The organism is Devosia honganensis (assembly GCF_042648785.1).
GTDB lineage: Bacteria > Pseudomonadota > Alphaproteobacteria > Rhizobiales > Devosiaceae > Devosia > Devosia honganensis.
Map to the genome: position 1 here is coordinate 66,687 of NZ_JBHRYD010000001.1, position 26,189 is coordinate 92,875.

Sequence of the window (26,189 nt, forward strand, 5' to 3'; positions counted from 1 at the left end):
CCGGTTACGACGGCCCGCCTCAGCGCACCATGTTCAGGGCTTCCTGCAACATCTCGTCGGCGGTGGAGACGATGCGGGTGCCGGCCGAATAGGCCTGCTGGGTGATGATGAGCTTGGTGAACTCGTCGGAGATATCGGTGTTGGAGGCTTCCAGCGCCCCCCCGATGATCCCCGAGCCGGACAGGTCGAAGATCGGCTCGCCCGATTCCGAGGTCGCCTGATACACCCCGCCATCCAGGCGCTTGAGCGAATTGACGCCGTTGAACTGGGCGGTGACCACCTGCGCCATCTCGATGCGCTCGCCATTGGAATAGGTGGCGACCACGCGGCCCGAATCGGTGATGGCGACCGAGAGGAATTCGCCGGCGCCATAGCCGTTCTGGTTGAGCGAGGACACGCTGACCGTGCCGTTGACGTCGGCGAACTGGGAAATGCCGTTCATCTGGTGGGCCAGCTCGACATTGCCGATATAGACGCCGTTGACGGTGAGGTCGTTGATGCTCACCGAGGGCATGCCCGCGCCGGCCAGCGAGCCATTGCTGTTGAACCGGTATTGCTCGGGCGTCCCCGGCGTGCCCACCGCCGTCCATTCGGTGCCCGCCCCGGCGGCATTGCTGTCCGAGAGGTAGAAGAGCTGCCAGGTGTCCTGTCCGCCGGCGGCGGCGCTGTCCACCTTGGCCCAGCGCAGTTGCACGTTCACCGGCGCGCCATTGGCCGCATAGACGGTGATGGCCCCGCCCGACACCGACTGGGCCACGAAATCGTCGGCCTCATCGGCGGAAATGGTGGTGATCGGCGGACGCGACGGATCGGACGAGACCGCCGGCAGGCCGAGGGCGGTCGCCGCAGTGCCCGACACCTCGAAGCGCGCGTGGTAGTCGTCGCCCAGATCGACTTCGAACCTGCCGCCGGCGACGCTGACATTGGCGGAGGCCGACGCGCCGCCGCCCATCTGCTGCAGCGCCGTCTGGATCTCCTCGGCCACCTGGGTCAGCGTCTTGCCGCTGAGGTCGATCGGCGTATTCCCGCCCGGGGCGGTGCCGCCGTCATGGAAATCGAAGGTCACCGTATTTCCGTTGATGGTGAAGGTCATCGAGGAGCCGTCGGGGATCGCGCTGGAGGCGGGATCGGCGCCGACCACGCCGGTAAGGCCACTCATCGCCGCCGTGGTCCACGGCCCCGTGCCGTAGCTGGCCGCCTGCAGCAGCTCGCTATTGTAGATATTGGCGTTGTAGTGCGCCGTCTTGGGCACCTGCGGCAGGTTGGCCTGGTAATTGATCGTCTTGGTGGCATTGGCCGGCAGATAGGCATTGGAGAGCTTGATCACCTCCGGCACCGAGCCGGAGATATTGCCGGTGCCCGGATCGATGGGCAGGCCCTTCAGATAATAGCCGGCGCCGTTGACCAGGAGACCGTCCTTGTCGATCTCGAAATCACCGCGGCGGGTGAAATAGTTCGAGCCGGCGAACACCGAATTGCCGTCCGACTGCCCCACCTTGGGCTCGACCACGAAAAAGCCGTTGGTGTTGAGCGCGATATAGGTCTCGTTGGACGAGGTCTGGATGTCGCCCTGCAGATTATTGGTGGCGCGCGACTGCGCCAGCACCGCGCCGGGCACCTGCGATTTCAGCGGCGCATCGGGAATGAGGTCGATAAAGCTCGTCTCCATGCGCTTGTAGCCGGTGGTCTGCGAATTGGCGATATTGCCCGAAATATTCTCCAGCGCATGCGACTGCGCCCGCAACCCGGTGACCGCGCTGGACAGCGCCCCGTAAATGCCCATCTTTGACTCCGTATGCCCTATGCGCCCGACGACGCGCTCCCCAATGGGGATGCAAGGGTGATGCCAAACCGGCCTGCCATTGATTTCATTGGGCTTTTCAACTCGCCGAAATAGAAATGCGGCGACAAGGCGGCAGAAGCGGCCGGGCGGCGGGCAGTTTTTGCCCATTGCTTGTGGAAGCGGGGCGCTTGCATTACATCGTCTGGTCTGAGTGATTGCAGTTTTCCCGGCATTGGCCATGGCTCCCCCCCAGGGGGAGGGAGCTATCGGCACCGGGAGAATCTGCGATCTTTTTCTCGCCCGCTAGAGACCCGAACAGACCGCCATGCTCTTTTCCAGCGTCGATGAATTCGTGAAGGCGCCGCGCCGCGCCGTGACCGTCTTCGGCATGGCCGGCGTCGGCAAGACGCGCCTCTCCAACATGCTGCGCGCCGATCGCTGGTTCCATTATTCGGCCGATTACCGCATCGGCACGCGCTATATGGGCGAATTCATCGTCGACAATTTCAAGCGCGAGGCGATGAAGGTGCCGTTCCTGGCCCAGCTCTTGCGCTCGGATTCGATCTATATCTCGTCCAACATCACCTTCGACAATCTCGACCCGCTCTCGACCTATCTGGGCACGCCCGGGGATCCGCGAAAAGGCGGCCTGCCGCTGGCCGAATATCAGCGCCGGCAGGAGCAGCACCGGGTGGCCGAGATCGCGGCGCTGCGCGACGTGCCCTATTTCATCGGGCGGGCGCACGATCTTTACGGCTATGACGATTTCATCGCCGATACCGGCGGCTCGCTGATCGAGGTCATCGACCACGCCGATCCGCACGACCCGGTGGTCGAGACCCTCGCCGCCCATACGGCGCTGGTCTATATCCGCGGCACCGACAGGGACGCCGAGGAGCTGGTGAAGCGGTTCCGGAAGAACCCCAAGCCGATGTATTACCGCCCGCCTTTCCTCATCGAGAAATGGGCCGAATACAAGCGCCTGCACCGGATAAAGGACGATAACGACGTCGATCCGGCCGGCTTCGGCGCCTGGGGGTTCGAGGCGCTGCTGCACGACCGCCTGCCCCGCTACCAGGCGCTGGCGGACCGGTTCGGCTATGTGGTGGAGGCGTCGGACCTGGCCATCGTGCGCGACGGCGACGAGTTCGTCGACCTCATCGCGGCGGCGATCGAGAAGCGAATGCGCTAGCGCGCCCCCGGAACGGGGACGCGCCAGCTTGCATCGCTTGTCCATTGCATCCAGTTAAGAGGCTGCCATGCCTATTCGAATTCCCGACGACCTACCCGCCCGCAAGACCCTCGAGCAAGAGGGTGTCTATGTGATGGATTCCAGCCGCGCCGCGCGGCAGGACATCCGCCCGCTCGAAATCGGCCTGCTCAACCTGATGCCCAACAAGGAGCGCACCGAGACGCAGTTCTCGCGCCTCATCGGCGCCACCCCGCTGCAGGTCAATCTCAGCCTGGTGCGCATCACCGAGCATCAGTCCAAGCACACGCCCGAGCAATATCTCAACACCTTCTACCAGACCTGGGAAGAGGTGCGCGAACGCAAGTTCGACGGCTTCATCGTCACCGGCGCCCCCATCGCCAACATCCCCTTCGAGGAAGTGCGCTACTGGCCCGAAATGCTCGAGATCATGGCGTGGACGCGCACCAATGTGCACCACACCATGTTCATCTGCTGGGGCGCGCAGGCGGCGCTGCACCATTTTCACGGCGTGCGGCGCTACCGCATGCCCGAAAAGGCCTTCGGCGTTTACCGGCACCGCATCGTCCGGCCCGGCTCGCCCTGGCTGCGCGGCATGTCCGACAATCCGATGATCCCGGTTTCGCGCTATAACGACATCGAGCGCGGCTCGGTGCCGGGCGAGCTCGACGTGCTGATCGACAACGACGATCTGGGCCTGTGCATGCTCGAGCACAAGGACGGGCGCGCCGTCTATTTCCTCAACCATCTGGAATATGACAACCGCTCGCTGGCCGACGAATATGAGCGCGACCTCAAATCGGGCCTCGACCCCAGGCCGCCGGAAAACCTCTACCCCAATGGCGACACCAGCGCCGAGCCGCAAAACCGCTGGCGCAGCCACGCCCATCTGCTGTTCCAGAACTGGATCAATGAAATCTACCAGACGACGCCTTACGAGCTGGAGCGGATCGGGATGTAGCGTCCTCCCAGGGGGGAGTGTTCATTTCGGGCTGCTGGCACAATTTATCCCCCACGCGGGGCTGCCCTCGGGCGTGACCCGAGGGCCGCTGTCCACGTGCAGGAAACTCGGGTTTGGGGGCTCCCAGGCCGGCCCTCGGGTCGAGCCCGAGTGCAGCACGGCGTTTGGGTGGACAACAACGATCAAACCAGAAGCGTCCAAGTAAACAGACGGCCCCCTCCGTGTCCTCCCCTCTTTGCAAATGCGTGTCCGCTCCCTACCTTGCACTCACCACAGGGGACATGCCTTGCCGCAGCCGCCGACCAGGATCACCGACGAACTGGGCATCGCCCTTTCCAACCTCGCCGACAGCGCCACCGGCGTCCTGACGCCGACCCTGCGGCTGGGCGTCACCGGGCTCAGCCGCGCCGGCAAGACCATTTTCATCACCGCCCTCGTTCACAACCTGCTGACGCAGGGCCGCCTGCCCGGCTTCGCGCCTTTGGCCGAGGGGCGCTTCATCGGCGCCCGGCTCGCCGAATATCCCGACGCCACCATTCCCCGCTTCGCCTATGAGCAGCATCTGGCGGCGCTGACCGCAAATCCCCCCGTCTGGCCCGAAAGCACCCGCCGCATCTCGCAATTGCGGCTGGTGCTGCGCTATCAGTCGGCAAAATGGTGGTCGGGCATGGCCGGGCCGGCGACGCTCAATCTCGACATCGTCGACTATCCCGGCGAATGGCTGCTGGACCTGCCGCTGCTGGGCCTTTCCTTTGCCGAATGGAGCGCCGATGCGCTGGCCCGCGCCCGCCTGCCCGGCCATGCCGACGAGGCCGGCGAGTTCCTTGCGGCGCTCGAGGGCACCGATATGCTCGCGCCGGCCAGCGATCCCGAGGCCGAACGGCTCGCCGCCGCCTTCACCGCCTATCTGCGCCGCTCCCGCGAGCATGGCGCGCTCTCCACCCTGCCGCCGGGCCGCTTCCTGCTTCCGGGCGACCTCGAAGGCTCGCCGGCGCTGACCTTTGCGCCGCTCCCCCCGCCCGCCGGGCCGGTGCGCAGGTCCAGCCTCCATGCCATGCTGGAGAACCGCTACGAGGCCTATAAGGACCGCATCGTCAGGCCCTTCTTCCGCGACCATTTCGCCCGCCTCGATCGGCAGGTGGTGCTGGTCGACACGCTGCGCGCCCTCAATGCCGGACCGGCGGCGGTCAGCGATCTCGAAACCGCGCTCACCGCCGTGCTGGCCTGCTTCCGCCAGGGCGAGGCCAATATGCTGCTGCGCCCCTTCTCCCGCCGCATCGACCGTATCCTGTTCGCCGCCACCAAGGCCGACCATGTCCATCACACCAGCCACGACCGGCTGGAGGCCATCCTCAACCGCCTCGTCGCCAATGCCGCGCGGCGCGCCCGCTTTGCCGGCGCCCAGACGCGTTCCATGGCCATTGCCGGCATCCGCGCCACCGGCGAAGGCACCATCCGCGAGCATGGCGAAACCCTGCCCACCCTGATCGGCACCCCACTCGCGGGCGAGGTCCTTGATGGCGCCAGCTATGACGGCAGCACCGAAATCGCCTTGTTTCCCGGGGACTTGCCGGAACGTCCGGATTCATTGTTCGAGAACGGCACTCCCGTCGCGCTCAATTTCCTGCGCTTCGCGCCGCCGGCCAGGCTGGAGCGCAACGCCGCCGGCGACCCCGTCCTGCCCCATATCAGGCTCGACCGCGCGCTGGATTACCTCATCGGAGACTGGATGGCATGAAGCGCCCCATCGCCCGACCCACGCAGCAGGCCGCCCCCGACGCCGAGGCGGCGCGCCAGCCCCGCACCTTCACCCCCGAGCGCGCCGAAATCGTCGAGGCGACGTTCGACCCCGAGCCCGAGCCGGAACTGGTGGGGCCGCCGCCGCGCCGCATGGGATGGCTGGGCCGCCTCGCCTGGACCACGGGGGGCATTCTAGTCTCCGCCGGCCTCGGCCTTGCCGCCGACCGGCTGATCCGCGACCTGTTCGCCTCCAACCCCTATCTGGGCTGGATCGGGCTGGGCGTGCTCGGCGCCTTCCTCGTCGCCGTGCTGGCGCTGGTCCTGCGCGAGATGCTGGCGCTGCGGCGCCTGCGCGTCCTCGACGGCCTCAAGCGCGACGCCGCCCGCGCCGCGGCCGACAACGATCGCCGGCTGGCCGGGTCGGTGGCCGGCCGTCTCGACGCCATCTACGCCCACCGCGCCGATCTCGCCGCCGCCCGCCGCGAGGTTTCCGGCCACCTGCCCGATCTGTTCGACGGCCATGAAGTGATCGCCCTGGCCGAACGCGGCCTCATGGCCCCGCTCGACCGCCGCGCCCGGGCGCTGACCGCCGCTTCGGCCCGGCGCGTAGCGCTGGTCACCGCCGTCTCGCCCCGCGCCCTCATCGACATCGCCTTCGTCATCTATGAAAGCGTGCGCCTCGCCGGGGCCATCGCCGCGCTTTACGGCGCCCGGCCCGGCTTTTTCGGCTTCTGGCGGCTGGCCGGCGCGGTGCTCGCCCACCTGGCGGTCACCGGCGGCCTGGTGCTGACCGATGGCGTGGTGGAGCAGCTCGTCGGCCAGGGCCTTGCCGCAAAGCTCTCGGCGCGGCTGGGCGAGGGCGTCGTCAACGGGCTGATGACGGTGCGCGTCGGCATCGCCGCCATGCGCGTCGTGCGCCCCCTCCCCTTCGAAACCCTGCCCCAGCCCATGGTCCGCGACTTCATCCCGGAACTGGTGAAGGTGACGAGCGAGATGAGAAAGGCTGGGTAAGCCTCTGAGCCCTCGGCTCCATCGCCTCCCTCCCCCTTGAGGGGAGGGAATGAGGGTGGGGGTTCGGGATTGTTCGGGAATCCGACTGATCCATCGAGAAAATCGACGGCGCGGAACCCCCACCCCTAACCCCTCCCCTCAAGGGGAGGGAGGCGCAAGAGCATGAAACGCGGCTTCTTGGCAACCGGCTTCGGAAGCCTCAATCCTTCGCCGCGCTCGGCGCCAGCGTGACCTCCAGCCCGTCCAGCGCCTCAGAGCACAGAATCTGGCAGCTCAGCCGTGAATTCGGCCGCACGTCGCCGACGCTGTCGAGCATGTCCTCTTCCTCGTCGCTGGGCGCGCCCACCACGTCGAGCCAGTCGCCATCGACATAGCAATGGCAGGTGGCGCAGCTCAGCGCGCCGCCGCATTCGGCCTTGATGTCGAGGCCCCAGTCGCGGATGACCTCCATCACCCGCCAGCCCTCGAGCCCTTCCAGTTCATGGATTTCGCCGCTCTGGTCGGTCACGATGATCTTCATGGGCGCTCCTCGACAGCGCGATGGGAGTGAAGATGGACGGCGCAGCGGGGCCCGCCTCAGACCACGCCCAGCTTCTTCTGCAATTTGGTCGAGCTGGTCGTGTATTGGAACACCACCCGCTCGCCCGGCGACACGATGCGCTTGGCCGCCTGGGCCATCAGCGCCGCCTCGTGGAAGCCGGAAAGGATCAGCTTGAGCTTGCCCGGATAATAATTGATGTCGCCGATGGCGAAGATGCCGGGCACGGAGGTTTCGAACTTTTCCGTGTCCACCACGATGGTGTTGTCGTTGAGCTCCAGCCCCCAGTCGGCCACCGGGCCCAGCTTCATGGTCAGCCCGAAGAACGGCAGCAGGCGCGTCGCCGGGATGGCCAGGTCGCCCGCCGCGGTGGCCAGGTGCACATGGTCGATCTGCCCGTCCGTTCCCTCGAGCCGGGCGATCTGGCCGAGCTGGAAGCTGATCTTCCCCTCCGCCACCAGCTCCTTCATCTTGTTGACCGAGGCCGGAGCCGCCTTGAAGGCGTCGCGCCTGTGCACCAGCGTCAGCGTGCGCGCGATGGGCTCGAGGCTCAGCGTCCAGTCGAGCGCCGAATCCCCGCCGCCCACGATCACCACGTCCTGATCGCGGAAATCCTCCATGCGGCGCACCGCGTAGAACACCGATTTGTTCTCATACTGCTCGATGCCCTCCACCGGCGGCCGCTTGGGCTGGAACGAGCCGCCCCCGGCCGCGATCACCACCACCTTGGCATGGAAAATCTCGTCGGCGTCGGTCTCCAGCCGGAACGAGCCGTCGTCCAGCTTCTCGATGGAATTGACCATGCGGGAGAAATGGAATTCCGGCTCGAAGGGCGCGATCTGCGCCATGAGGTTGTCGGTGAGCTGCTGCCCGGTGATCACCGGAAAGCCGGGAATGTCGTAGATCGGCTTTTCCGGATAGAGCTCGGCGCACTGGCCGCCGGGGCGGTCGAGGATGTCGATGAAGTGACACTTGACGTCGAGCAGCCCGAGTTCGAAGGCCGCGAACAGCCCGCAGGGGCCCGCGCCAATGACGACGACATCGGTGGTGATCTCAGTGCTCATTTCATTCATGTCCAGCTGGCCGAAGCGCCCTGACTGCCTCGGCATCATTCCCGGGGGAGCGGGAATATCCGTTTTGAGGGAACCCGGGGGCCCCCGCCTTCGCGGGAATGCCGCCCAGGTAATATGATAGGTGCGGTCCACTTACCCCAGGAGGACCGGCGAAGGAAGGGGCGCGGCTAAAGCGCGGCCCTGCCTATCCCTGCCGGGTCGGCACATGCACCACCAGCCCGTCCAGCTCGTCGCGCACCTTGATCTGGCAGCTCAGGCGGCTGGTGTCGCGGACGTCGAAGGCGAAGTCGAGCATGTCCTCTTCCATGTTCGAGGGCCCGCCCACGATCTGGGTCCAATCCTCGTCCACATAGACGTGGCAGGTGGCGCAGGTACAGGCGCCGCCGCATTCGGCGATGATCCCGGGCACGCCGTTCATGATCGCCGTCTCCATCACCGTGGAGCCGTTCTCGCCATCGGTCTCGATCTGCTCGCCATGCGGGGTGACATAGGTGATCCTGGTCATTGGGGGCCGAAATCCTTCTGCAGGGGCTCAAAGGCCAAGCAGGCCTTCGAGATGGTGCTTCCTTATACCGAACATCGCCTTCGCCGCCGCAATGCGGTCAATCGCCGCCTGCCGCGGGCCGGCGCGGCCTTTTTGCGCGACGATGAGATTGTTCTTGGGCGTATGCGCGTCCGAGACGAATTCGAACACTTTCGTGCGATAGCCGCTCGCCTCCAGCAGCAGGGCGCGTAACCCGTCGGTTACCATTTCTGCCTGCTTCTCCATGAAGGTGCCGTGGCGCAGGAGGAACCCGAGCCGGTCGTCGGCCTGGCCCGCCTCCATCTGCCGGCGCACCTGCTTGTGGCAACACGGCGCCACCGCGATCAGTTCCGCCCCCGCCTCTATGCCCCGATAGATGGCGTCGTCCGTCGCCGTGTCGCAGGCATGCAGGGCAATGACCGCATCGGCGCCGGCGGCGTCATGGTCGAGGATCGTCCCCGCAACGAAGCTGAGGCCGGAAAATCCCGACGCCCGCGCCGTCGCATTGCCGTCCTCGACCAGCCGGTCGCGCAATTCGACGCCGACGATGTCCACCTTCCGGCCCAGGCTCGAAAGATAGTCGTAGAGCGCGAAATCGAGATATCCCTTGCCCGCGCCCATATCGACGATACGCGGATTCTCTGCTTGAAGTTCTTGAATCAACGGGGCGAAAATCTCCACCATCCTGTTGATTTGCCTGAACTTGTCCTGCGTGTCGTGGCGTACCGATCCGTTCTTGGCGACGATCCCCAGCGCCTGCAGCCAGGGCTTGTGCGTGTCGACCAGCGGGCGGTTCTTGGCCCGGTCATGGGCAATGGGCGGCGCATCGCGGCCCGGCACCTCGGTGCGGCGCAGCCTGACCTTTTCCCCGTGCCGCTCCAGTACCAGGTCGAAACCGACGGCGTTGAGCGTGGCGACGCGAAAAGTCCCGCCCAGCTCGGTGATGAGCGTGTCCATCGCCTCGTCCAGCGCGTGGTTCTTGGTGATGTCGCGCGTGCGGTAATGGCGGACGGCGCTGAACTTTTCCGCGCCCTTGACGACCACCCGCCGCATGTCGACGGATTTGAGGTCCGGCTCGGCCCCTTCATAGCCCGCCAGGCGCAGCCGGATCAGCGTGCCCTCCTCGAAGGCCTCGCGGACCGCGAGGGCGAACTCGATGATGCGGCCGGTCGCGTTCAATGCCGCTCCTTGGTGGTGAGGAAGCGGATTTTCGGCCAGTCCTGTTTCGCCCGGTCCGCCCACCACGCATTCTGCGCCAGGAACACCGGCGCCTCGGTCCGATCCTCGGCCATATTGGTCTTCTGCGCCGCGATGAAGCGCTTCAATTCTTCGGGATCGTCGCTTTCCACCCAGCGGGCCACCTCATAACCCATGGATTCGAAGGTGATCGGCACGCCATATTCCTTGGCGACGCGCGAGGCGAGCACTTCGAGCTGCAATTGCCCCACCACGCCCACGATCCAGTCCGATCCGATCATGCGCCGGAACACCTGGGTCACGCCTTCCTCGGCCAGGTCGTGCAGCGCCTTGGACATCTGCTTGGTCTTCATCGCATCGGCGAGCCGCACGCGGCGGATGATTTCGGGGGCGAAATTGGGAATGCCGGTGACGTTGATATTGGCGCCCTCGGTCAGCGTGTCGCCCACCGACAGCGTGCCGTGATTGGGAATGCCCACGATATCGCCGGCCACCGCCTCCTCGGCCAGCTCGCGATTATTGCCGAAGAAGAACATGGGATTGGAAACCGCCATGTCCTTGCCCGAGCGCACGTTGCGCAGGCGCATGCCGCGGGTGAATTTCCCCGAGCACAACCGCACGAAGGCGATGCGGTCGCGGTGATTGGCGTCCATGTTCGCCTGCACCTTGAAGACGAACCCGGACACCTTCTTCTCGGACGGCTCGATGGGCGCCGGAATGGCGGGCTGGGGCCGCGGCTCCGGCCCCCACTCGCCCAGCGTGCGCAGCAGCTCGGCCACCGAGATTCCCTTGAGCGCCGAGCCGAACAGCACCGGGCTCAGATGCCCCTGGTGGAAGACGTCGAGATCGAAGCCGGGCAGCATGGCCTGCGCCATCTCCAGCGTTTCGAGCGCGGTCATGAACACCGGATTGTCCACCAGCGCCTCGACCTCCAGCAGGTCCTCCAGCGCCTCGAATTCGGCGACCGGCTTGCCCTGGGGATCGAGCACCCGCTTTTCCACCAGATCGATATAGCCGCCGAAATCCACCCCCTGCCCGATCGGCCAGAGCACCGGCGTCAGGTCGAGCGCCAGCTTGTCCTGGATTTCGTCGATCAGCTCGAGCGGGCTCAGCCCCTCCCGGTCCACCTTGTTGATGAAGGTGATGATGGGAATGTCGCGCAGGCGGCAGACCTCGAACAGCTTCTGGGTCTGGCTTTCGATGCCCTTGGCCGCGTCGATCACCATGATGGCCGCATCCACGGCGGTCAGCGTGCGATAGGTGTCCTCGGAGAAATCCGAGTGGCCCGGCGTGTCGAGCAGGTTGAGCGTCAGCCCGTCATAATCGAACGTCATCACCGAGGAGGTGATGGAAATGCCGCGCTGCTGCTCCATCTCCATCCAGTCCGAGCGGGTCGAGCGCTGGCCTGACTTGCCGCGCACCAGGCCCGCCTGCTGGATGGCGCCCGAGGCGGCCAGCAGCCGCTCGGTCAGCGTGGTCTTGCCCGCGTCCGGGTGCGAGATGATCGCAAAGGTGCGGCGCAGGCGGAACGGCTCGAGTGGGGCCCGAGGACTGGCCTCGGCGGCGGCGGATGGGGACATGGAAACTGCTGGTGCCAGAGGGCCGGCGCCAGGGCCGGCCGGGTCGGAAACGATCTGCGGCGCTCTATAAGCGCATGCGCGCAAAGCGTCAATTTGCAGCAGCCGGGCTCCGGCCCTATTCGGCTTCGTCCGCCGCCACCAGCCCGGCGATGAAGCTGCGGACTTCCTCGACCGCCATGCCCAGATCGTCGATGCGCTCCGGCTTCAGCGGCCGGCCGGCGCGCAGATCGTCCTCGAGCGCGCGGGCGAGGTCGGCCACGCCCCGGGCGCCCACTCCGGCGGCGGCGCCCTTGATGGTATGCAGATGCGCCGCCAGCTCGTCGAAGGCCGTCGCCAGGCGGAGCCGGCCGAAATAGCCGGCAATGGTGCCGTCGAACATCCGCAGCACTTCGAGCCCGAGATTTTCATCCCCGAGGCATTGATTGGCCAGATGCTCCATGTCGATGGGGCGGGTGCGCGGGGCCCGGGCCTCGTCCCTGTCCGCCTGGGCCGCGTTCCGCACGACTGCTCCTTGCGCCATTCCGGCTGCTCCTGCTCGTTTGGGGCGGCCTCGTCGGTCGGCACCCTTTCCTGTGTGGACAAGCCTAAACAGCGGGGCGTGAACAGGTGATTAAGCCACATCTTCGCCTTTGTTTGGCTCTCAAGTCACCGCCGTTTCCCACCCGAAAATTAACCTTTGGGTAAGAATCCGTTCGGTTTGCATAAAATTGAATGTATGTATGGGCTTTGAACCAGCGCGCGGCGGCGAGGGTTTGGAGGGACGATGCGGGGCATTTGCATCGAATTGTTCCGGATTGACGACCGGCCCGGAAAGGGCTGGCGTGTCATGACACCTCCCGAAGTCCGCCTTGTTTTTGCAGTGCCGACGCGAGAGTTGTAAAGAGTATGGCGAAGAATCCGACCCCCCAGAACGATCCGGCTGCACTGGCCTTTTCGGCCGTCGAGGACGCCCTCAAGGACTCCGTGTTCAACCTCGACCCGCCGGCCCAGCCCGCGCCCGAGAAAAAATCCGCCGAGCCCGCGCGCTCCGAGCGCCTGCGCGCCGCCGACAGGATCGCCCAGCAGGCCGGCGTCATCGCCAATGACGATCGCGTCTCCACCTCCAAGCTGCTTTACGGCCTGCAGGGGCGCTCCTCCGCCGCCCCCACCTGGCTGGCCCTGCTGCTCTCCATCGTCTGGATCGCCATTTCTGGCGTCGTCGCCTGGATGCGCTTCGGCACCCAAACCAGCGATTTCGGGGCTTTTCTGGGCTCGATGGAATTCGTGGCGCTGCTGGCCATCATGGTGCTGCCGGTGCTGGGGTTCTTCGCCGTCGCCACCCTGTTCCGCCGCGCCGCCGATCTGCGCAACGCCGCCTCCTCCATCACCCAGGCCGCCATTCGCCTGGCCGAGCCCGAAGTCACCGCCGCCGACAAGGTGGCCTCGGTGGGCCAGGCCGTGCGCCGCGAGGTCAACGCGCTGGGCGACGGGCTCGAGCGCGCCCTGTCGCGCGCCGGTGAGCTGGAGGTGATGATCCACAACGAGGTGACCGCCCTCGAGCGCACCTATTCGGACAATGAATCGCGCATGCGCGCGCTGATCGCCGAGCTGGCCAGCCAGCGCGAAAGCGTGCTCACCAATACCGAGCGCGTGCGCGAGGCCATCACCGAGAGCCATACCGGCCTCGTCTTCGACCTCGACATGATCAGCCAGCGCATCGCCGGCACCATCGTGGAAAGCGGCGGCAATCTCACCCGGGCGCTGGAAACCGCCGGCAATACCCTGACCACCGGTTTTTCCGAGCGCGCCGACAGCTTCGTCAACCTGGTCGACAACCGCACCGGCGATTTCCTCTCGGCGCTCGATGACAGCGCCGGCCGCCTCTCGCTCAGCTTCGAGGACCACGCCGGCACCATGGCGCGCAGCTTCGAAACGCACACCCTGGAGCTGACCTCGGCCCTCGACAGCCGCATGGACGCGCTGACCGAAGCGCTCGACAGCCGCGCCGCCAGTTTCGCCGGCACGCTGGAGAACCAGACCCTGTCCCTTTCGGGCGCCATCGACGAGCGCACCGCCGCGCTCGCCAATCTGCTGGGCGAAAGCGGCTCGGTCCTGGTCGAGCAATTGCGCGCCCGCGGTGAATCCGTGAGCGAGGCGCTGGAGGCCATCGGCGCCCGCGTCTCGGGCGATATCGGCAGCCGCACCACCGAGGCCGAGCTGCTGCTCGCCACCCTCAGCCGCCAGCTCGACGAATCCGTCTCCATCCAGCTCAACGCCCTGGACAGCCGCCTGCAATCGGCGATCATCGAGATCAACGGCGCGCTGGACGACACCTCCGAGCGGGCGCGGCTGACGCTCTCGACCGCCGGGCAGGATTCGCTGGGCCTGTTCGATGCCCGCCTGACCGAGATCACCGGCCTTCTGGACGAGAAGCTCAGCGCCCTCGACGGCCTGATCGGCGACCGCGGCGAACAGCTCGTGGCGCGCCTCGACCAGCAGGGCGTCAGCTTCGCCGCCCGCGCCAATGTGCTGGAAATGGCGCTCAACGAGGAATCGGGCCGCTTCAACGACATCGTCACCGAAAAAACCCGCGAACTGGGCGACGTGCTGGGCGCCAAGACCAAGGCGATTTCAGAAAGCCTCGTCAACCGCACCCGGGAAATCTCCGACTCGCTGGACGGCCACGCCGAGATCATCGCCGAGGCGCTGGATAGCCGCACCGGCCGGCTCGACACGGTGCTGTCCACCAACGCCGCCCGCCTGGACGAAACCTTCAGCGCCCGCGCCGCCGAGCTCGAGCAGACGCTGGGCGCCCGCAGCGCCGAGGCGAGCGAAGCCATCCGCCTGCGCTCGCAGGAGCTGGGCGACACCCTCGCCGCCGGCACCCAGGCCTTCAACCAGGCCATTTCCGGTCGCACCCAGCGCCTCGCCGACACGCTCTCGGAGCGCACCAACGCGCTCTCGCTCGAAATCGAGACCCGCACCGGCGACCTCGCCGGCCGCCTCGAGGAGCGCACCGACGCCCTGGTCTCCCAGCTCGATGAGCGCACCGGCACGCTGGTGTCGCGGCTGGACGAGCGTGGCGGCCAGATGATCTCGAGCCTCGACCAGCGCACCCAGGAACTGGCCGGCGCGGTCCATACCCGCACCCAGCAGCTTTCCGAGGCGCTGGCCGGCCGTACCCAGGCCCTCTCCGACACGCTGGCGACCCACACCACCTCCATCGGCGAGACCATCGGCCTGCATACGGGCGAGCTGGCCGCGACCCTCGACCAGCACGGCGCCGCCGCCCGCCAGGGCATCGATACCTCGCTGCGCCTCGCCACCGAGACCATGGCCACGCGACTGGACGAGATGTCCACCGCCGTTTCCAGCAAGGTCACCGAGATCAACGAGAGCCTCGGCCACGACCTCGACGGCGCCATCGCCCGCATTTCCGATGCCGAGCGCGGCGTTGCCGCCCGCATCGAGAGCGCCAGCGCCACCGTGGGCGAGAGCGCCCGCCAGGCCGCCGAGCTCATCGAGAGCGGCGTCACCTCGGCGCGCGCCGCCATCGTCGAAATGGTCGATCAGCGCCTGGGCACCCTGCCCGAGGCCATCACCGCCCGCGCCGACATCACCGCCGAGCGCCTCGCCGCGCTCAATGCCTCGATCAGCACCTCGATCACCCAGTCCATGGCCGATCTGGAGGCCGGTGCGGATCGCATCGAGGAGACCATCGCCACCCGCATCACCGCGGCCAGCGACGCGATTTCCGCCGATGTCGAGGCCACGGCCAGTCGCATGGACGGCGCCGTGCGCGGCGCTCTCGACCTGCTCCGCCAGGCCGGCGCCAGCATCGACCAGCTCGTCTCGGTCAAGGCCGTCGGCGCCGCCGAAGCCATCGAGACGCGCCTGTCGGGCATCAACCGCTCGCTGGAGGAGCACACCGCCAGCTTCGCCGATCTGGTGACCAGCAAGTCCGAGCAGCTCGAGAGCGCGCTGGCCAGCCACGGCAACCTGCTGCGCGACGCCCTCTCCGAGAACAGCCGCGAAGCCGAGCAGATCATGGCGGCCTCCACCTCGCGCATCCTGGGCGACGTCACCACCGCGCTCAACAAGCTCAACGACTCCAACCTGCTGCTGCAGCGCGTGCTCGATGCCTCGACGGCCAATCTGGCCAGCCTCGAAACCAGCGTCGCCCAGCAGACGGCGAACTATTCCGACACCATGCGCGAAGCCATGGGCCAGACCGAGCAGGCCGGCGCCATGGTCACCCAGCATGTGGGCGCCCTGCAGACCACCATCCGGGCCATGGTCGACGAGTTCGCCGGCATTCTTGGGCGTCTCGACGCCGAGGCCGCCGGCATCACCCAGGCCTCCCGGGCCCTGGAGGCCAGCAGCTCCACCGCGCTCGACAATCTCGAGGATCGCCGTGGCGCCATGGATGCGCTGGCGCAGAGCTTCGCTGCCCGCGCCGACGACATCGACGGCCGCATGCGCGTGTTCGCCCAGTCCATCGCCGACACGGTCAACGATACCGAGCGCCGCCTGATCGGGGCCCGCCGCGCCATGGACGAGGCCCTCAACGCCACCACCCATTCGGTGACCGACGTTCTGGGCCAGACCACCGCCACCATCACCCAGACGCTGGAAAGCACCACCGGCAGCGTCAACGACGCGCTCTACACCACCAATGAGCGCTTCACCTCGACGATCAACGCCAATCTGGCGCAGATGGACGACACGGTGCGCCGCGCCGCCGATGCCGCCGCCGCCGCGCTCGGCCAGACCTCGTCCTCGGTGCGCCTGGCGCTGTCCGACCAGGCCGACCAGGTCAATGCCGCGCTGGAGGAGAACGCCAATCGCGTCAGCGACGTGCTCGCCTCCACCGCCGGCAGCGTCACCGATGTGCTCACCACCACCACCAGCACGCTGGCCGACACCATTTCCGACTCGACCAGCTCGGTGCGTAACGCCATCGCCTCCAATACCGGCCAGCTCCGCCGCGCCCTCGACGAGACCACCGGCGAGGTCACCGGGCGGCTGGGCGAGTTCCACGAAGCCGCCGACGCCGAAGGCCGCCGCGCCAGCCAGGCCCTGCAGGAGGCCCAGCAGCGCATGGCCGGCGAGATGCAGCGCGCCATCGAGGAAGCCACCCAGCGCTTCGCCGACACCGCCCGCGCCATGCGCGAGACGGCCCGCGAGGTGGGCAGCGAGCTCGAGGCGACGCGCGCCGAACTGGCCCGCGGCGTCAACGAGCTGCCCGAGGAGACCCGGGCCAGCGCCGCCGCCATGCGCCGCGTCGTGGCCGAGCAGATCGAGGCCCTGAGCGAGCTCAACGCCATCGTGCGCTCGCAGCCGGCCAGCCACGACCTGACCGACCGCCGCGCCCCGCAGCGCTCGCAGCGTCCGCCCGAGCCGCCGCGCCAGCCCGAACCGGCGCGCGAGGCCTATCGGCCCGAGCCGGCCCGCCCGCCGCTGGTCGACCCGATCCGCGCCGGCGTCATCGAGCAGCCCGCCCCCGCCCCGGTGCAGCAGCCGGTCGCGCCGCCCCCGGCGGCCTCCGCTCCCGCGCCGCGCCCCGCGGCCGAGGTCGAAGGCGGCTGGCTGCGCGACGTGCTGCGCAACGCCTCGGCCAAGCAGGCCGGGGTGCAGGCCCCGCAGGCGCTGTCGGGCCTCTCGGAGGAAATCGCCCGCTCCATCGACGACGCGGCGCTGGCCGAGGCCTGGTCGCGCTATCAGGCCGGCGAATCCAACGTCTTCACCCGCCGCATCTACACGCTCACCGGCCAGGGCACCTATGACGAGGTCCGCAAGCGCGTGCAGCGCGATCCGGAGTTCGCCCGCACCGCCCAGGCCTATATGAGCGAGTTCGAGCAATTGCTGAAACGCGCCGCCGCCGGCCCCAACCCCGCCGCCGAAACCCGCGACCACCTGCTCTCCGACCGCGGCAAGGTCTATACCACCCTCGCCCACGCCAGCGGCCGCCTCGCCTGACCGGCCCCTTCGCCTCCCTCCCCCTTGAGGGCTTCGAACTGTCCCGTAGGGTCAATCGCTCCGGTGGAGCGATTGAAGGTGAGAAGGCCATGAGAGCTATGCTCGAATGGCTGGGCCAGGGGGGGTTCGGGAATCCGATTGATCCATCGAGAAAATCGACGGTGCGGAACCCCCACCCCTAACCCCTCCCCTCAAGGGGGGGAGTGTTTACTTTGGACGCTTCTGGTTTGATCGTTGTTGTCAACACCAACGCTGTGCTGCCCTCGGGCGTGACCCGAGGGCCGGCCTGGGCGCCCCGAAACCCGAGTTTCTTGCACGTGGACAGAGGCCCTCGGGTCAAGCCCGAGGGAAGCCCGGTGTGGAGGATAAATTGTGCCAGCAGTCCGAAATGAACACTCCCCCTCAAGGGGGAGGGGAACACGACCAGCCCGGCAATGACGAAGGAAGGGTAAGTTCCCCAAGCCGGGACGCAAGAACCCGCCCCGCGCCGCCCCCTAGAGCCTTTCACTGTCAAGCGGATCAGCGCTTTCTTGCTCCCCTCCCCCTTGAGGGGAGGGGTCGGGGGTGGGGGTCCTTCGGTGCTCCGCCAAACCCACCCCCTCCCCAACCCTCCCCTCAAGGGGGAGGGAGCGCTGGTCGCCGATTCCGTCAAAACATGAAAGCCTCTAGATATCCCTCAATCGTCATCACCCCATATCTCCCCCCATCGTCACCACCCCATATCTCCCCCCATCGTCACCACCCCATATCTCCCCCATCGTCACCACCGGACTTGTTCCGGTGGTCCATGCGATGCAGGAAGCGCGATTGCCGGGACCAGCCCGGCAATGACGACAAAAGGGCGAAACCGCTGCGCCGGCCCTAAACCGCCTTGCCCTCTTCCCCGGCCAGCGTCCGCACCAGTTGGATGGCCACGCGGCCCGAACGGGCGCCGCGGGTGGCGGCCCATTCGATGGCCCGGGCGCGCAGGGTCTCGGCGTCGATGTCGAGCCGGTAATAATCGGCATAGGCCGAGACCATGGCCAGGTAATCGTCCTGGTCGGAATTGTGAAAGCCCAGCCACAGCCCGAAGCGGTCGGACAGCGACACCTTTTCCTCCACCGCCTCGCTGGGATTGATCGCCGTCGAGCGCTCGTTCTCGATCATGTCGCGCGGCATCAGGTGGCGGCGGTTGGAGGTGGCGTAGAACAGCACATTGTCCGGCCGCCCCTCGAGGCCTCCATCCAATATGGTCTTGAGCGACTTGTAGCTGGTCTCGCCGCCATCGAAGCTGAGATCGTCGCAAAAGACGATGAAGCGCGCCGTCTGCCCGGCGATGAGCCGCATCAGCCGGGGCAGCGTCTCGAGGTCCTCGCGCGCGATCTCGATCAGCACCAGCCGCCCGAATCCCTGCCGCGATTCGATATCGGCGTGGATGGCCTTGACCAGCGACGACTTGCCCATGCCCCGCGCGCCCCAGAGCAGCGCGTTGTTGGCGCCGTGGCCGCGGGCGAACTGCTCGGTATTGCGCAGCAGGATGTCGCGGACCCGGTCGATGCCCTTGAGCATGGCGAGCGGCACCCGGCTGACCTTGGCGACGGGCAGCAGCGTCCCGGTCTCGCCCTGCCAGTAATAGGCGTTCTCCACGCCCGGCTCGAAGCCGGGCGCGTCGGCCGGCCCGCTCTCCAGCGTCCGGGCGATGCTCTCCAGCGCCTGGGCGATCCGGCCCAGATAGTCCTTGGTCTTCACCACTCTCGTCCTTGTGTCATGCGCGGCAATCCCGGGCTTCCCTTTCGCTTTGCAATCGGGAATGCCCAAATGTATAGTCCGCGCGATTTTGGCCGGGGCGCAAGTGCACGACAGCCCGATAGCGTCCAGCGCGCAGTCGATGTCGGCGCCGGGCCGCCCCCCATCCTTCAAATCGCGCGAAAAAGAAACGATAAGGAGTTCGCTTGATGTTTGTAACGCCCGCCTATGCACAGGATGCGGTTGGGGCGCCGGGAGGCATGGCTGACGTTTTCATCCAGCTGATGCCGATCGCGCTTCTGGTGCTGATCTTCTGGCTGCTGATCTTCCGCCCCCAGCAGAAGCGCCTCAAGGCCCAGCAGGCCATGCTGTCCGCCATTCGCCGCGGCGACACCGTCGTCACCACCGGCGGCATCGTGGGCAAGGTGACCAAGGCGGCCGAAGGCGAGGATCTCGAGGTCGAGATCGCCCAGGGCATCAAGGTCAAGGTGGTGCGCGGCATGGTGGCGGATGTCCGCACCAAGTCCGAGCCGGTCAACGACAACAAGCCGGCCTGAGGCCGAAAATATCCGGCCGGGGCCTGAACGGGCTCCGGCTTCCAGTTTCCAGGACGCCGTTTCATGAACCAGTCGCCGTTCCGCGTAGCCATCATCCTTCTCGTTGCCATCGCGGGCATCCTGCTGGCCGCGCCCAATTTCCTGCCCAGGAACGTGCAGGAAGCGCTGCCCGGATGGCTGCCGCAGCCCGGCCTGGTCCTCGGTCTCGACCTGCAGGGCGGCTCGCACCTGCTGCTTGAGGTCGACCGCTCCGGCATCATCTCGCAGCGCCTCAGCGACATCCGCCGCGACGCGCGCAACATTCTGGCCAACCAGAACGGCATCGGCAACATCATCACCACCGACGAGGCCGCCAACGCCATCCAGATCGAGCTGACCGACCCGTCCCAGAAGGAACAGGCGCGCACCGCTCTCCAGGCCCTGCAGAATACGCTCAGCGACACGCTGTTCTCCGCCGGCGCCGGCATCGACGAACTGGTCTTCGGGGAAACCCCCGACGGGCGCCTCACCATCGGGCTCACCCCCGGCGGCATTACCCAGCGCATGAGCTCGCTGGTCGGCCAGTCCATCGAGGTCATCCGCAGCCGCATCGACGAATTGGGCACCACCGAGCCCTCCATCCAGCGCCAGGGCGATACCCGCGTGCTGGTGCAGGTGCCGGGCTTCGGCGATTCCACCCGCCTCAAGAACATCATCTCGCAGACCGCGCGCCTCACCTTCCACATGGTCTATCCGGGCATGACGGCCGACCAGGCCGAGGCCCAGGGCCTGCCCGCCGGAACCATGATCCTGCCCAGCCAGGACGGCGCGCGCGAACTGCTCTACGAGGACGTGGCGCTGGGCGGGGAATCGCTGGTCGATGCGCAGCCCGCCTACGATCCCCAGCGCGGCATCCCCGTCGTCAGCTTCAAGTTCGACACGCGCGGCGCCATCACCTTCGGCGAGATCACCTCGGCCAATGTCGGCCAGCGCTTCGCCATCGTGCTCGACAACCAGGTCATCACCGCCCCGGTCATCCAGCAGCCGATCACCGGCGGCTCGGGCCAGATCAGCGGCAGCTTCACCACCGCTTCGGCCAACGACCTGGCCGTGCTGCTGCGCGCCGGCGCGCTGCCGGCCAGCCTCAACGTCATCGAGGAGCGCACGGTGGACGCCAGCCTGGGCGCCGACTCCATCCGCGCCGGCCTCACCGCGGGCGTGGTCGCCTCGGTGCTGGTGGTCGGCTTCATGGTGCTGGCCTATGGCGTGTGGGGCGTCTTCGCCAATGTCTCGCTGGTGCTCAACATCATCCTCATCTTCGCCGCGCTCTCGGCACTGGGCGCGACGCTGACCCTGCCCGGCATCGCCGGCATCGTGCTCACCATCGGCATGGCGGTGGACGCCAACGTGCTGATCTACGAGCGAATGCGCGAGGAGCAGCGGGACGGGCGAACGCCCTTGCAGGCCATCAATGCCGGCTTCCAGCGCGCCTGGGGCACCATCATCGACTCGCACCTGACCCAGCTCGTCGCGGCCGTGGTGCTCTATTTCATGGGCTCCGGCCCCATCCAGGGCTTTGCCGTCACGCTGGGCCTGGGCATCCTCACCTCGCTGTTCACCTCCTATACCGTCACCTCCTACCAGGTGAATCTGTGGTACAAGCGCGTCCGTCCCAAGCGGCTGAAGATCCAGCATTTCCGCTTCATCCCGGACGGCACCAAAATCCCCTTCATGAAGATCTCGCGCTATGTCATCGCGCTGTCGGTGGTCATGACCGTGGTGTCGATCGGCACGGCCTATTTCAAGGGCTTCAACCTGGGCATCGACTTCGTGGGCGGCACCGCCATCGAGGTGCAGCGGGTCGACGGCCCCGCCGATGTGGGGCGGGTGCGCGAGCTGCTCGGCGATCTCGAACTGGGCGAAGTGCAGGTGCAGGGCTTCGGTACGCCCCAGGACGTCCTGGTGCGGGTGCAGGCGCAGGAGGGCGGCCAGGATGCCGACCAGGTGGCGGTGGCCAAGGTGCGCGACGCGCTGGCCACCGATCACTACGAGATCCGACGAACCGAGGCCGTCAGCGGCACCGTCTCGGGCGAGCTCGCCTGGACCGGCACCATCGCGGTGATCATCGCGCTGATCTGTATCCTCATCTATATCTGGTTCCGCTTCGAGTGGCAGTTCGCCATGGCGGCGGTCACCACCACCTCGCACGACCTGATCATGACCATCGGGCTGTTCTCGATATCGGGGCTGGAGTTCAACCTCAGTTCCATCGCGGCGGTGCTGACCCTGGTCGGCCTGTCGCTCAACGAAACCGTGGTGGTCTCGGACCGTATCCGCGAGAATTTGCGAAAACATCGCAAGATGCCGCTGCCCGAATTGATCGACCTGTCGATCAACCAGACCATCGTACGAACCTCGCTCACCCAGTTCACCCTGCTGCTGGCACTGGTGCCGCTGGTGCTGTTCGGCGGCGAGGTGCTGCGCAGCTTCACCATCGCCATGACCTTCGGCTCGCTGGTGGGCATGTATTCCTCGGTGATCATCAACGGCCCCATCCTCATCAATTTCGGCCTCAAGCAGAAATCCGACGAGGAAGTCGCCGCCGCCGAGGACGCCAAGAAGAAACGCTCCGCCGACGGAGCCTCGGTTTAGGGCCTTTGCGGCATCACCGTCATTCCCCCGGAGCGGGAATGGCGGTGTCCGGGACCGCCGCAGCAAACAGGGGTTCCCGCATTCGCGGGAACGACATCGTGGCTGATCAGATCATCGCCTCCGGCCATTTCCCCCATCGCGTCGGCATCGACGCCTATGGCAATGGCGGCTTCCGCTTCGCCGACATGTCGCACAAGGGCTCGCTGCTCTGCCTGCCCACGGGGATGCATGGCTGGGAGGTGGCCGACGCGTCCGCGCTGACGCTGGAGAGCCTGCGGCCGGCGCTCGAATGCGCCGACGAGCTCGACGTGCTGCTGATCGGCCTCGGGCCCGATATCGTCGCCATCGACCCGGCCATCCGCGCCGCCTTCCGCGCGCGCCGGGTCATCGTCGAGCCCACCCAGACCGGCGGCGCCATCCGCACCTATAACGTCCTGCTGGCCGAAGACCGCGCCGTCGCCGCCGCCCTCATCGCCGTCGAGAAGGCGCGATGACGGGGCAGGACGATACCGACTTCGCCGCCCGCACCCTGCGCGAGCTCGACCGCGACCGCTATCTGGCGACGCTGGTGCTGCCCGCCGCCCATCGTCCGGCCATATCCGCCCTGCTGGCCTTCAATGCCGAGGTCGCGGCCATTCGCGAGCGCGTCTCGGGGCCGCAGCCGGGCGAGATCCGCCTGCAATGGTGGAACGACGCCCTGGCGGGGGACGGCCATGGCGAGGTGCGGCAGAACCCGGTCGCCGCCGCGCTGCTGGACGCCATCGAGCGCCACGGCTTGCCGGCGGGCACGCTGCAGCGCCTGCTCGGCGCGCGGCGCTTCGATCTTTACGACGACCCCATGCCGGACCTGCCCACTTTCGAGGGCTATGCCGGGGAAACCGCTTCCACCCTGTTCCAGCTCTCGGCCATGATCCTCAACCATGGCGAGCCGGTCGAGCCGGGCGATGCCGCCGGCCATCTGGGCGTGGCGCAGGCGATGATCGGCCATCTGCGCGCCCTCGGCCACGTTTCGTCCCAGGGACGCATCATGCTGCCCTGGTCCATCCTCGAAGCCAACGGCGTGCGGGAAAGCGAGCTGTTCACCGGCCGGGACAGCGAGGGGCTCCATGCCGCGCTCGGCCAGATCGCCGAACTGGCGGGGGAGCATCTGGACAAGGCCCGCACGGCCATCGCCGCCCTGCCCTCCGGGCTCCGCCCGGCCTTCGCCGCCATCGCCGTGCTCGAGCGCCAGCTTGCCGATTGGCGGCAAAAGACCGGCTCCCCCTTCGCCCCGCCGCCCGGCGATCCCGACTGGCGCAAGATCACCCGCCTCGCCTGGTGGACCTGGCGGAACAGATAATACCGCCGCCTCCTGGAGCCTTTCATCGTCAGGCGGAATCGTTGCCTTCTTGCTCCCCTCCCCCTTGAGGGGAGGGGTCGGGGGTGGGGGTCCTTCGGTGATCTGTCAGATCCACCCGCTCCCCAACCCTCCCCTCAAGGGGAGGGAGCGCTGGTCGCCGATTCCGTCAAAACATGAAAGCCTCTATATCGCCGCCTCCCTGGGCGGTTTCAGCCGCAGGGACAGCAGCACGCAGAAGATGGCCAGCAGCGAGGTCAGCGAGGAGGAGAGGAAGGCGTAGGCGCCGAAATATTCCATCAGCACGCCAAAGCCGACCAGGGCGAGCATGGCCATGGCCATATTGAGCATGTTGGCGAAACCCTGGGCCTCGGCCGCATTGGCCTCGTTGGTCCAGTTGGCGATGAAATGCACCACGCCGAAATAGCCCATGCCGAAGCTGAAGGCGTGCAGCGACTGGGTGAGGAACAGCACTTCCACCGGCGGATTGAAGGCCATGACGGTGAAGCGCACCAGCCCGGCGATCGCCGCGGCCAGGATCATGTTGCGCGCCGTCACCCGTCCGCCGAACCGGCGCCAGGCGAACATGAGGATCACCTCGCCCACCGCGGCAAAGCCCAGCAGCGGCCCCAGGTAATAGCTCGGAATGCCGTTCTCGTGCCAAAGCAGCGCGCCGAAGCTGCCGATGACCGAATTGCTGGAATTGACCAGCGCGAAGGCCAGGATCGGCAGCACGAACCACAGCTTGAGCGCGTCGCGCAGCCGGCTGGGCGGCGCGGCGGCCTCCGGCATGGCCTCGGCCAGGGTCACCTGCGGCGCCGGGGCGCGGAAGCGCGGCAGCAGGAAGGCAAGCCCCGCCCGCCCCACCACCATGGCCACATAGAGGCTGACGAAGGCGGCCGAGCCGAGCGTGTTGAGAAACAGTCCCAGCCCGCCGGCGCCGACGACATAGCCCACCGTCGCCCAGGCCCGCACCGTGCCGAAATCGGTGCCGTTGCGCCTGGTCATGCGCACGGTCGCCGCGTCGATCACCGGAGCCACCAGCCCGTTGCTGGTGGCGCACAGCGCCCAGACCAGCAGGATGCCCCAGAATTCCGACACGAAATACAGCGGCAGCGGGGCCAGCGCCGACAGCAGCGACAGCACGATCAGCGCCGTGCGCCAGTCGTCGGCCCGGTCGGCCACGCGCCCCACCACCATGTTGAGCAGCAGCAGGCCCAGCGTCGGCAGGGCGTTGATGATGCCGATCTGGTCGGCGGGAATGCCATGGTCGCTCAGCCAGATGCCCAGGAACACCGAGGCCACGCCCCCGGGGAGGTAGACGGTGAACTGGTAGAGGCTCACCCGCAGCTCGGGCGTGTCCAGACGCGAGAATACCGCCGGCATCGAAAAGGGACTCCCGGGCGCGAACGGCGCCGCTGGCCCTTAGGTGCCCCGGAAGCGCAGGCGACGCAAGGGCCATCTGCCCGCGCCCGGCGCCGGCCTTGCGCCGCCGCCTTTGCGGCCGGCGCCTCTATGGCTCGGCGGCGCGCCTGGCCTTGGTCCGGCGGGGCTCCCCGGTCACCATCTCCGTCCATTTGATCAATTCGAAATGGCCGTCGAAATTCTCCGCGATCGCCGTGCAGCTCTCCACCCAGTCGCCGGTATTGATATATTCGATGCCCAGCCGGTCGTGGATGTCGGCGAAATGGATATGGCCGCAGATGACGCCGTCGACGCCGCTTTCGCGCGCCTCGTGCACCAGGGCTTCCTCGAAGCGCCCAATGACGGAAACCGCGTTCTTGACCTTCTGCTTGGCCCAGGCGCTCAGCGACCAGTATTGCAGGCCCAGCCGCCGCCGCGTCCAGTTGATGGCGATATTGACGCGCAGTGCCGCGTTATAGGCCCAGTCGCCCACATGGGCGAGCCATTTGGCGTTCATCACCACCACGTCGAACTGGTCGCCATGGATGACCAGATAGGTCTTGCCCGAGGCCGAGGCGTGGATGGTGCGGTCGACCAGCTCGATCTCGCCGAAATAGGTGCCCAGATATTCGCGCAGGAACTCGTCGTGATTGCCCGGCAGATAGACGATGCGCGTGCCTGCCGCCGCCTTGTCGAGCAGGATCTGCACCAGCACATTGTATTCGGCCGGCCAGCGCCACGCCTTGGCCAGCCGCCATCCATCGACGATGTCGCCCACCAGATAGATGGTCTCGGCATCGTGAACCCGCAGGAATGCGATGAGCTGGCCGATTCGGATCGGCTTCATGCCCAGGTGGACATCCGACAGGAACAGCGCCCTTACGCGCCGTTTTTCATGGTTTTCGGCCATCAGCCCTCGGTTCCTGCTTCATGCCGGCACATTATCCCGCCCCGATGACGGT

19 protein-coding genes are annotated in these 26,189 nt (G+C 67.0%); 9 read left to right on the forward strand and 10 right to left on the reverse strand.

Annotated elements, in window-relative coordinates:
- Positions 1-19: 19 nt before the first annotated feature.
- Positions 20-1,783, reverse strand: coding sequence for a flagellar hook protein FlgE (locus ACFOOL_RS00325; protein ID WP_380093845.1), 1,764 nt, complete (start codon positions 1,781-1,783; stop codon positions 20-22).
- A gap of 325 nt (positions 1,784-2,108) precedes the next feature.
- On the opposite strand from ACFOOL_RS00325, the gene ACFOOL_RS00330 reads away from it, so the two are divergent.
- The 4 genes from ACFOOL_RS00330 to ACFOOL_RS00345 all read left to right on the forward strand — a co-directional run bounded on the left by ACFOOL_RS00330 (position 2,109) and on the right by ACFOOL_RS00345 (position 6,705).
- Positions 2,109-2,975: an ATPase gene (locus ACFOOL_RS00330; RefSeq protein ID WP_380093847.1), complete on the forward strand. Its 867-nt coding sequence runs from the start codon at positions 2,109-2,111 to the stop codon at positions 2,973-2,975.
- Positions 2,976-3,042: 67 nt separating this feature from the next.
- Positions 3,043-3,954, forward strand: a complete 912-nt coding sequence (locus tag ACFOOL_RS00335; RefSeq protein WP_380093849.1) for a homoserine O-succinyltransferase — start codon at positions 3,043-3,045, stop codon at positions 3,952-3,954.
- A 241-nt stretch (positions 3,955-4,195) separates the two neighbouring features.
- Positions 4,196-5,692: a YcjX family GTP-binding protein gene (locus tag ACFOOL_RS00340; RefSeq protein ID WP_380093851.1), complete on the forward strand. Its 1,497-nt coding sequence runs from the start codon at positions 4,196-4,198 to the stop codon at positions 5,690-5,692.
- The gene (locus ACFOOL_RS00345) at positions 5,689-6,705 is read left to right on the forward strand and encodes a YcjF family protein (RefSeq protein ID WP_380093853.1); all 1,017 of its coding nucleotides are present in this window, start codon (positions 5,689-5,691) and stop codon (positions 6,703-6,705) included. Before ACFOOL_RS00340 ends, ACFOOL_RS00345 begins: the two co-directional genes overlap by 4 nt.
- Positions 6,706-6,904: 199 nt before the next feature.
- On the opposite strand, the gene ACFOOL_RS00350 is transcribed toward ACFOOL_RS00345, so the two are convergent.
- From ACFOOL_RS00350 to ACFOOL_RS00375, 6 genes are all read right to left on the reverse strand, one after another.
- A complete protein-coding gene (locus ACFOOL_RS00350; RefSeq protein ID WP_380093854.1) occupies positions 6,905-7,225 on the reverse strand; it encodes a 2Fe-2S iron-sulfur cluster-binding protein in 321 nt (106 codons plus the stop codon).
- 56 nt (positions 7,226-7,281) lie between these two features.
- Positions 7,282-8,307, reverse strand: coding sequence for an NAD(P)/FAD-dependent oxidoreductase (locus tag ACFOOL_RS00355; RefSeq protein WP_380093856.1), 1,026 nt, complete (start codon positions 8,305-8,307; stop codon positions 7,282-7,284).
- A 193-nt stretch (positions 8,308-8,500) separates the two neighbouring features.
- On the reverse strand, positions 8,501-8,821 hold the full coding sequence (locus tag ACFOOL_RS00360; RefSeq protein WP_380093858.1) for a 2Fe-2S iron-sulfur cluster-binding protein: 321 nt from the start codon (positions 8,819-8,821) through the stop codon (positions 8,501-8,503).
- A gap of 27 nt (positions 8,822-8,848) precedes the next feature.
- Positions 8,849-10,018: a class I SAM-dependent methyltransferase gene (locus ACFOOL_RS00365; RefSeq protein WP_380093860.1), complete on the reverse strand. Its 1,170-nt coding sequence runs from the start codon at positions 10,016-10,018 to the stop codon at positions 8,849-8,851.
- Positions 10,015-11,616 (reverse strand): peptide chain release factor 3, encoded by a 1,602-nt coding sequence (locus tag ACFOOL_RS00370; RefSeq protein ID WP_380093861.1) that lies wholly within the window; start codon positions 11,614-11,616, stop codon positions 10,015-10,017. Before ACFOOL_RS00370 ends, ACFOOL_RS00365 begins: the two co-directional genes overlap by 4 nt.
- Positions 11,617-11,731: 115 nt before the next feature.
- Complete coding sequence (locus ACFOOL_RS00375) at positions 11,732-12,136, reverse strand: Hpt domain-containing protein (RefSeq protein WP_380093863.1); 405 nt, start codon at positions 12,134-12,136, stop codon at positions 11,732-11,734.
- A gap of 365 nt (positions 12,137-12,501) precedes the next feature.
- On the opposite strand from ACFOOL_RS00375, the gene ACFOOL_RS00380 reads away from it, so the two are divergent.
- Positions 12,502-17,574 carry an apolipoprotein A-IV repeat region-like domain-containing protein gene (locus ACFOOL_RS00380; protein ID WP_380093864.1) on the forward strand — a complete coding sequence of 1,691 codons (5,073 nt, stop codon included), beginning with the start codon at positions 12,502-12,504 and terminating at the stop codon, positions 17,572-17,574.
- A gap of 861 nt (positions 17,575-18,435) precedes the next feature.
- Here ACFOOL_RS00380 and ACFOOL_RS00385 read toward each other — a convergent pair.
- A complete protein-coding gene (locus ACFOOL_RS00385; RefSeq protein ID WP_380093866.1) occupies positions 18,436-19,302 on the reverse strand; it encodes an ATP-binding protein in 867 nt (288 codons plus the stop codon).
- A 206-nt stretch (positions 19,303-19,508) separates the two neighbouring features.
- Here ACFOOL_RS00385 and yajC point away from each other — a divergent pair, with 206 nt between their 5' ends.
- The 4 genes from yajC (at position 19,509) to ACFOOL_RS00405 (ending at position 23,826) form a co-directional block, all read left to right on the forward strand.
- Positions 19,509-19,856 (forward strand): preprotein translocase subunit YajC, encoded by a 348-nt coding sequence (yajC, locus tag ACFOOL_RS00390; RefSeq protein ID WP_380093867.1) that lies wholly within the window; start codon positions 19,509-19,511, stop codon positions 19,854-19,856.
- A 63-nt stretch (positions 19,857-19,919) separates the two neighbouring features.
- Positions 19,920-22,487, forward strand: coding sequence for a protein translocase subunit SecD (gene secD / locus ACFOOL_RS00395; protein ID WP_380093869.1), 2,568 nt, complete (start codon positions 19,920-19,922; stop codon positions 22,485-22,487).
- A gap of 98 nt (positions 22,488-22,585) precedes the next feature.
- A complete protein-coding gene (locus tag ACFOOL_RS00400) occupies positions 22,586-22,981 on the forward strand; it encodes an Mth938-like domain-containing protein (protein ID WP_380093870.1) in 396 nt (131 codons plus the stop codon).
- Positions 22,978-23,826, forward strand: a complete 849-nt coding sequence (locus ACFOOL_RS00405) for a phytoene/squalene synthase family protein (protein WP_380093872.1) — start codon at positions 22,978-22,980, stop codon at positions 23,824-23,826. The genes ACFOOL_RS00400 and ACFOOL_RS00405 overlap by 4 nt, the downstream gene beginning before the upstream one ends.
- Positions 23,827-24,009: 183 nt before the next feature.
- On the opposite strand, the gene ACFOOL_RS00410 is transcribed toward ACFOOL_RS00405, so the two are convergent.
- Complete coding sequence (locus tag ACFOOL_RS00410) at positions 24,010-25,209, reverse strand: MFS transporter (RefSeq protein ID WP_380093874.1); 1,200 nt, start codon at positions 25,207-25,209, stop codon at positions 24,010-24,012.
- Between the two features lie 127 nt (positions 25,210-25,336).
- Entirely contained in the window at positions 25,337-26,137 is an 801-nt protein-coding gene (locus ACFOOL_RS00415; protein ID WP_380093876.1) for a UDP-2,3-diacylglucosamine diphosphatase, read from the reverse strand.
- Between the last annotated feature and the right edge of the window lie 52 nt (positions 26,138-26,189).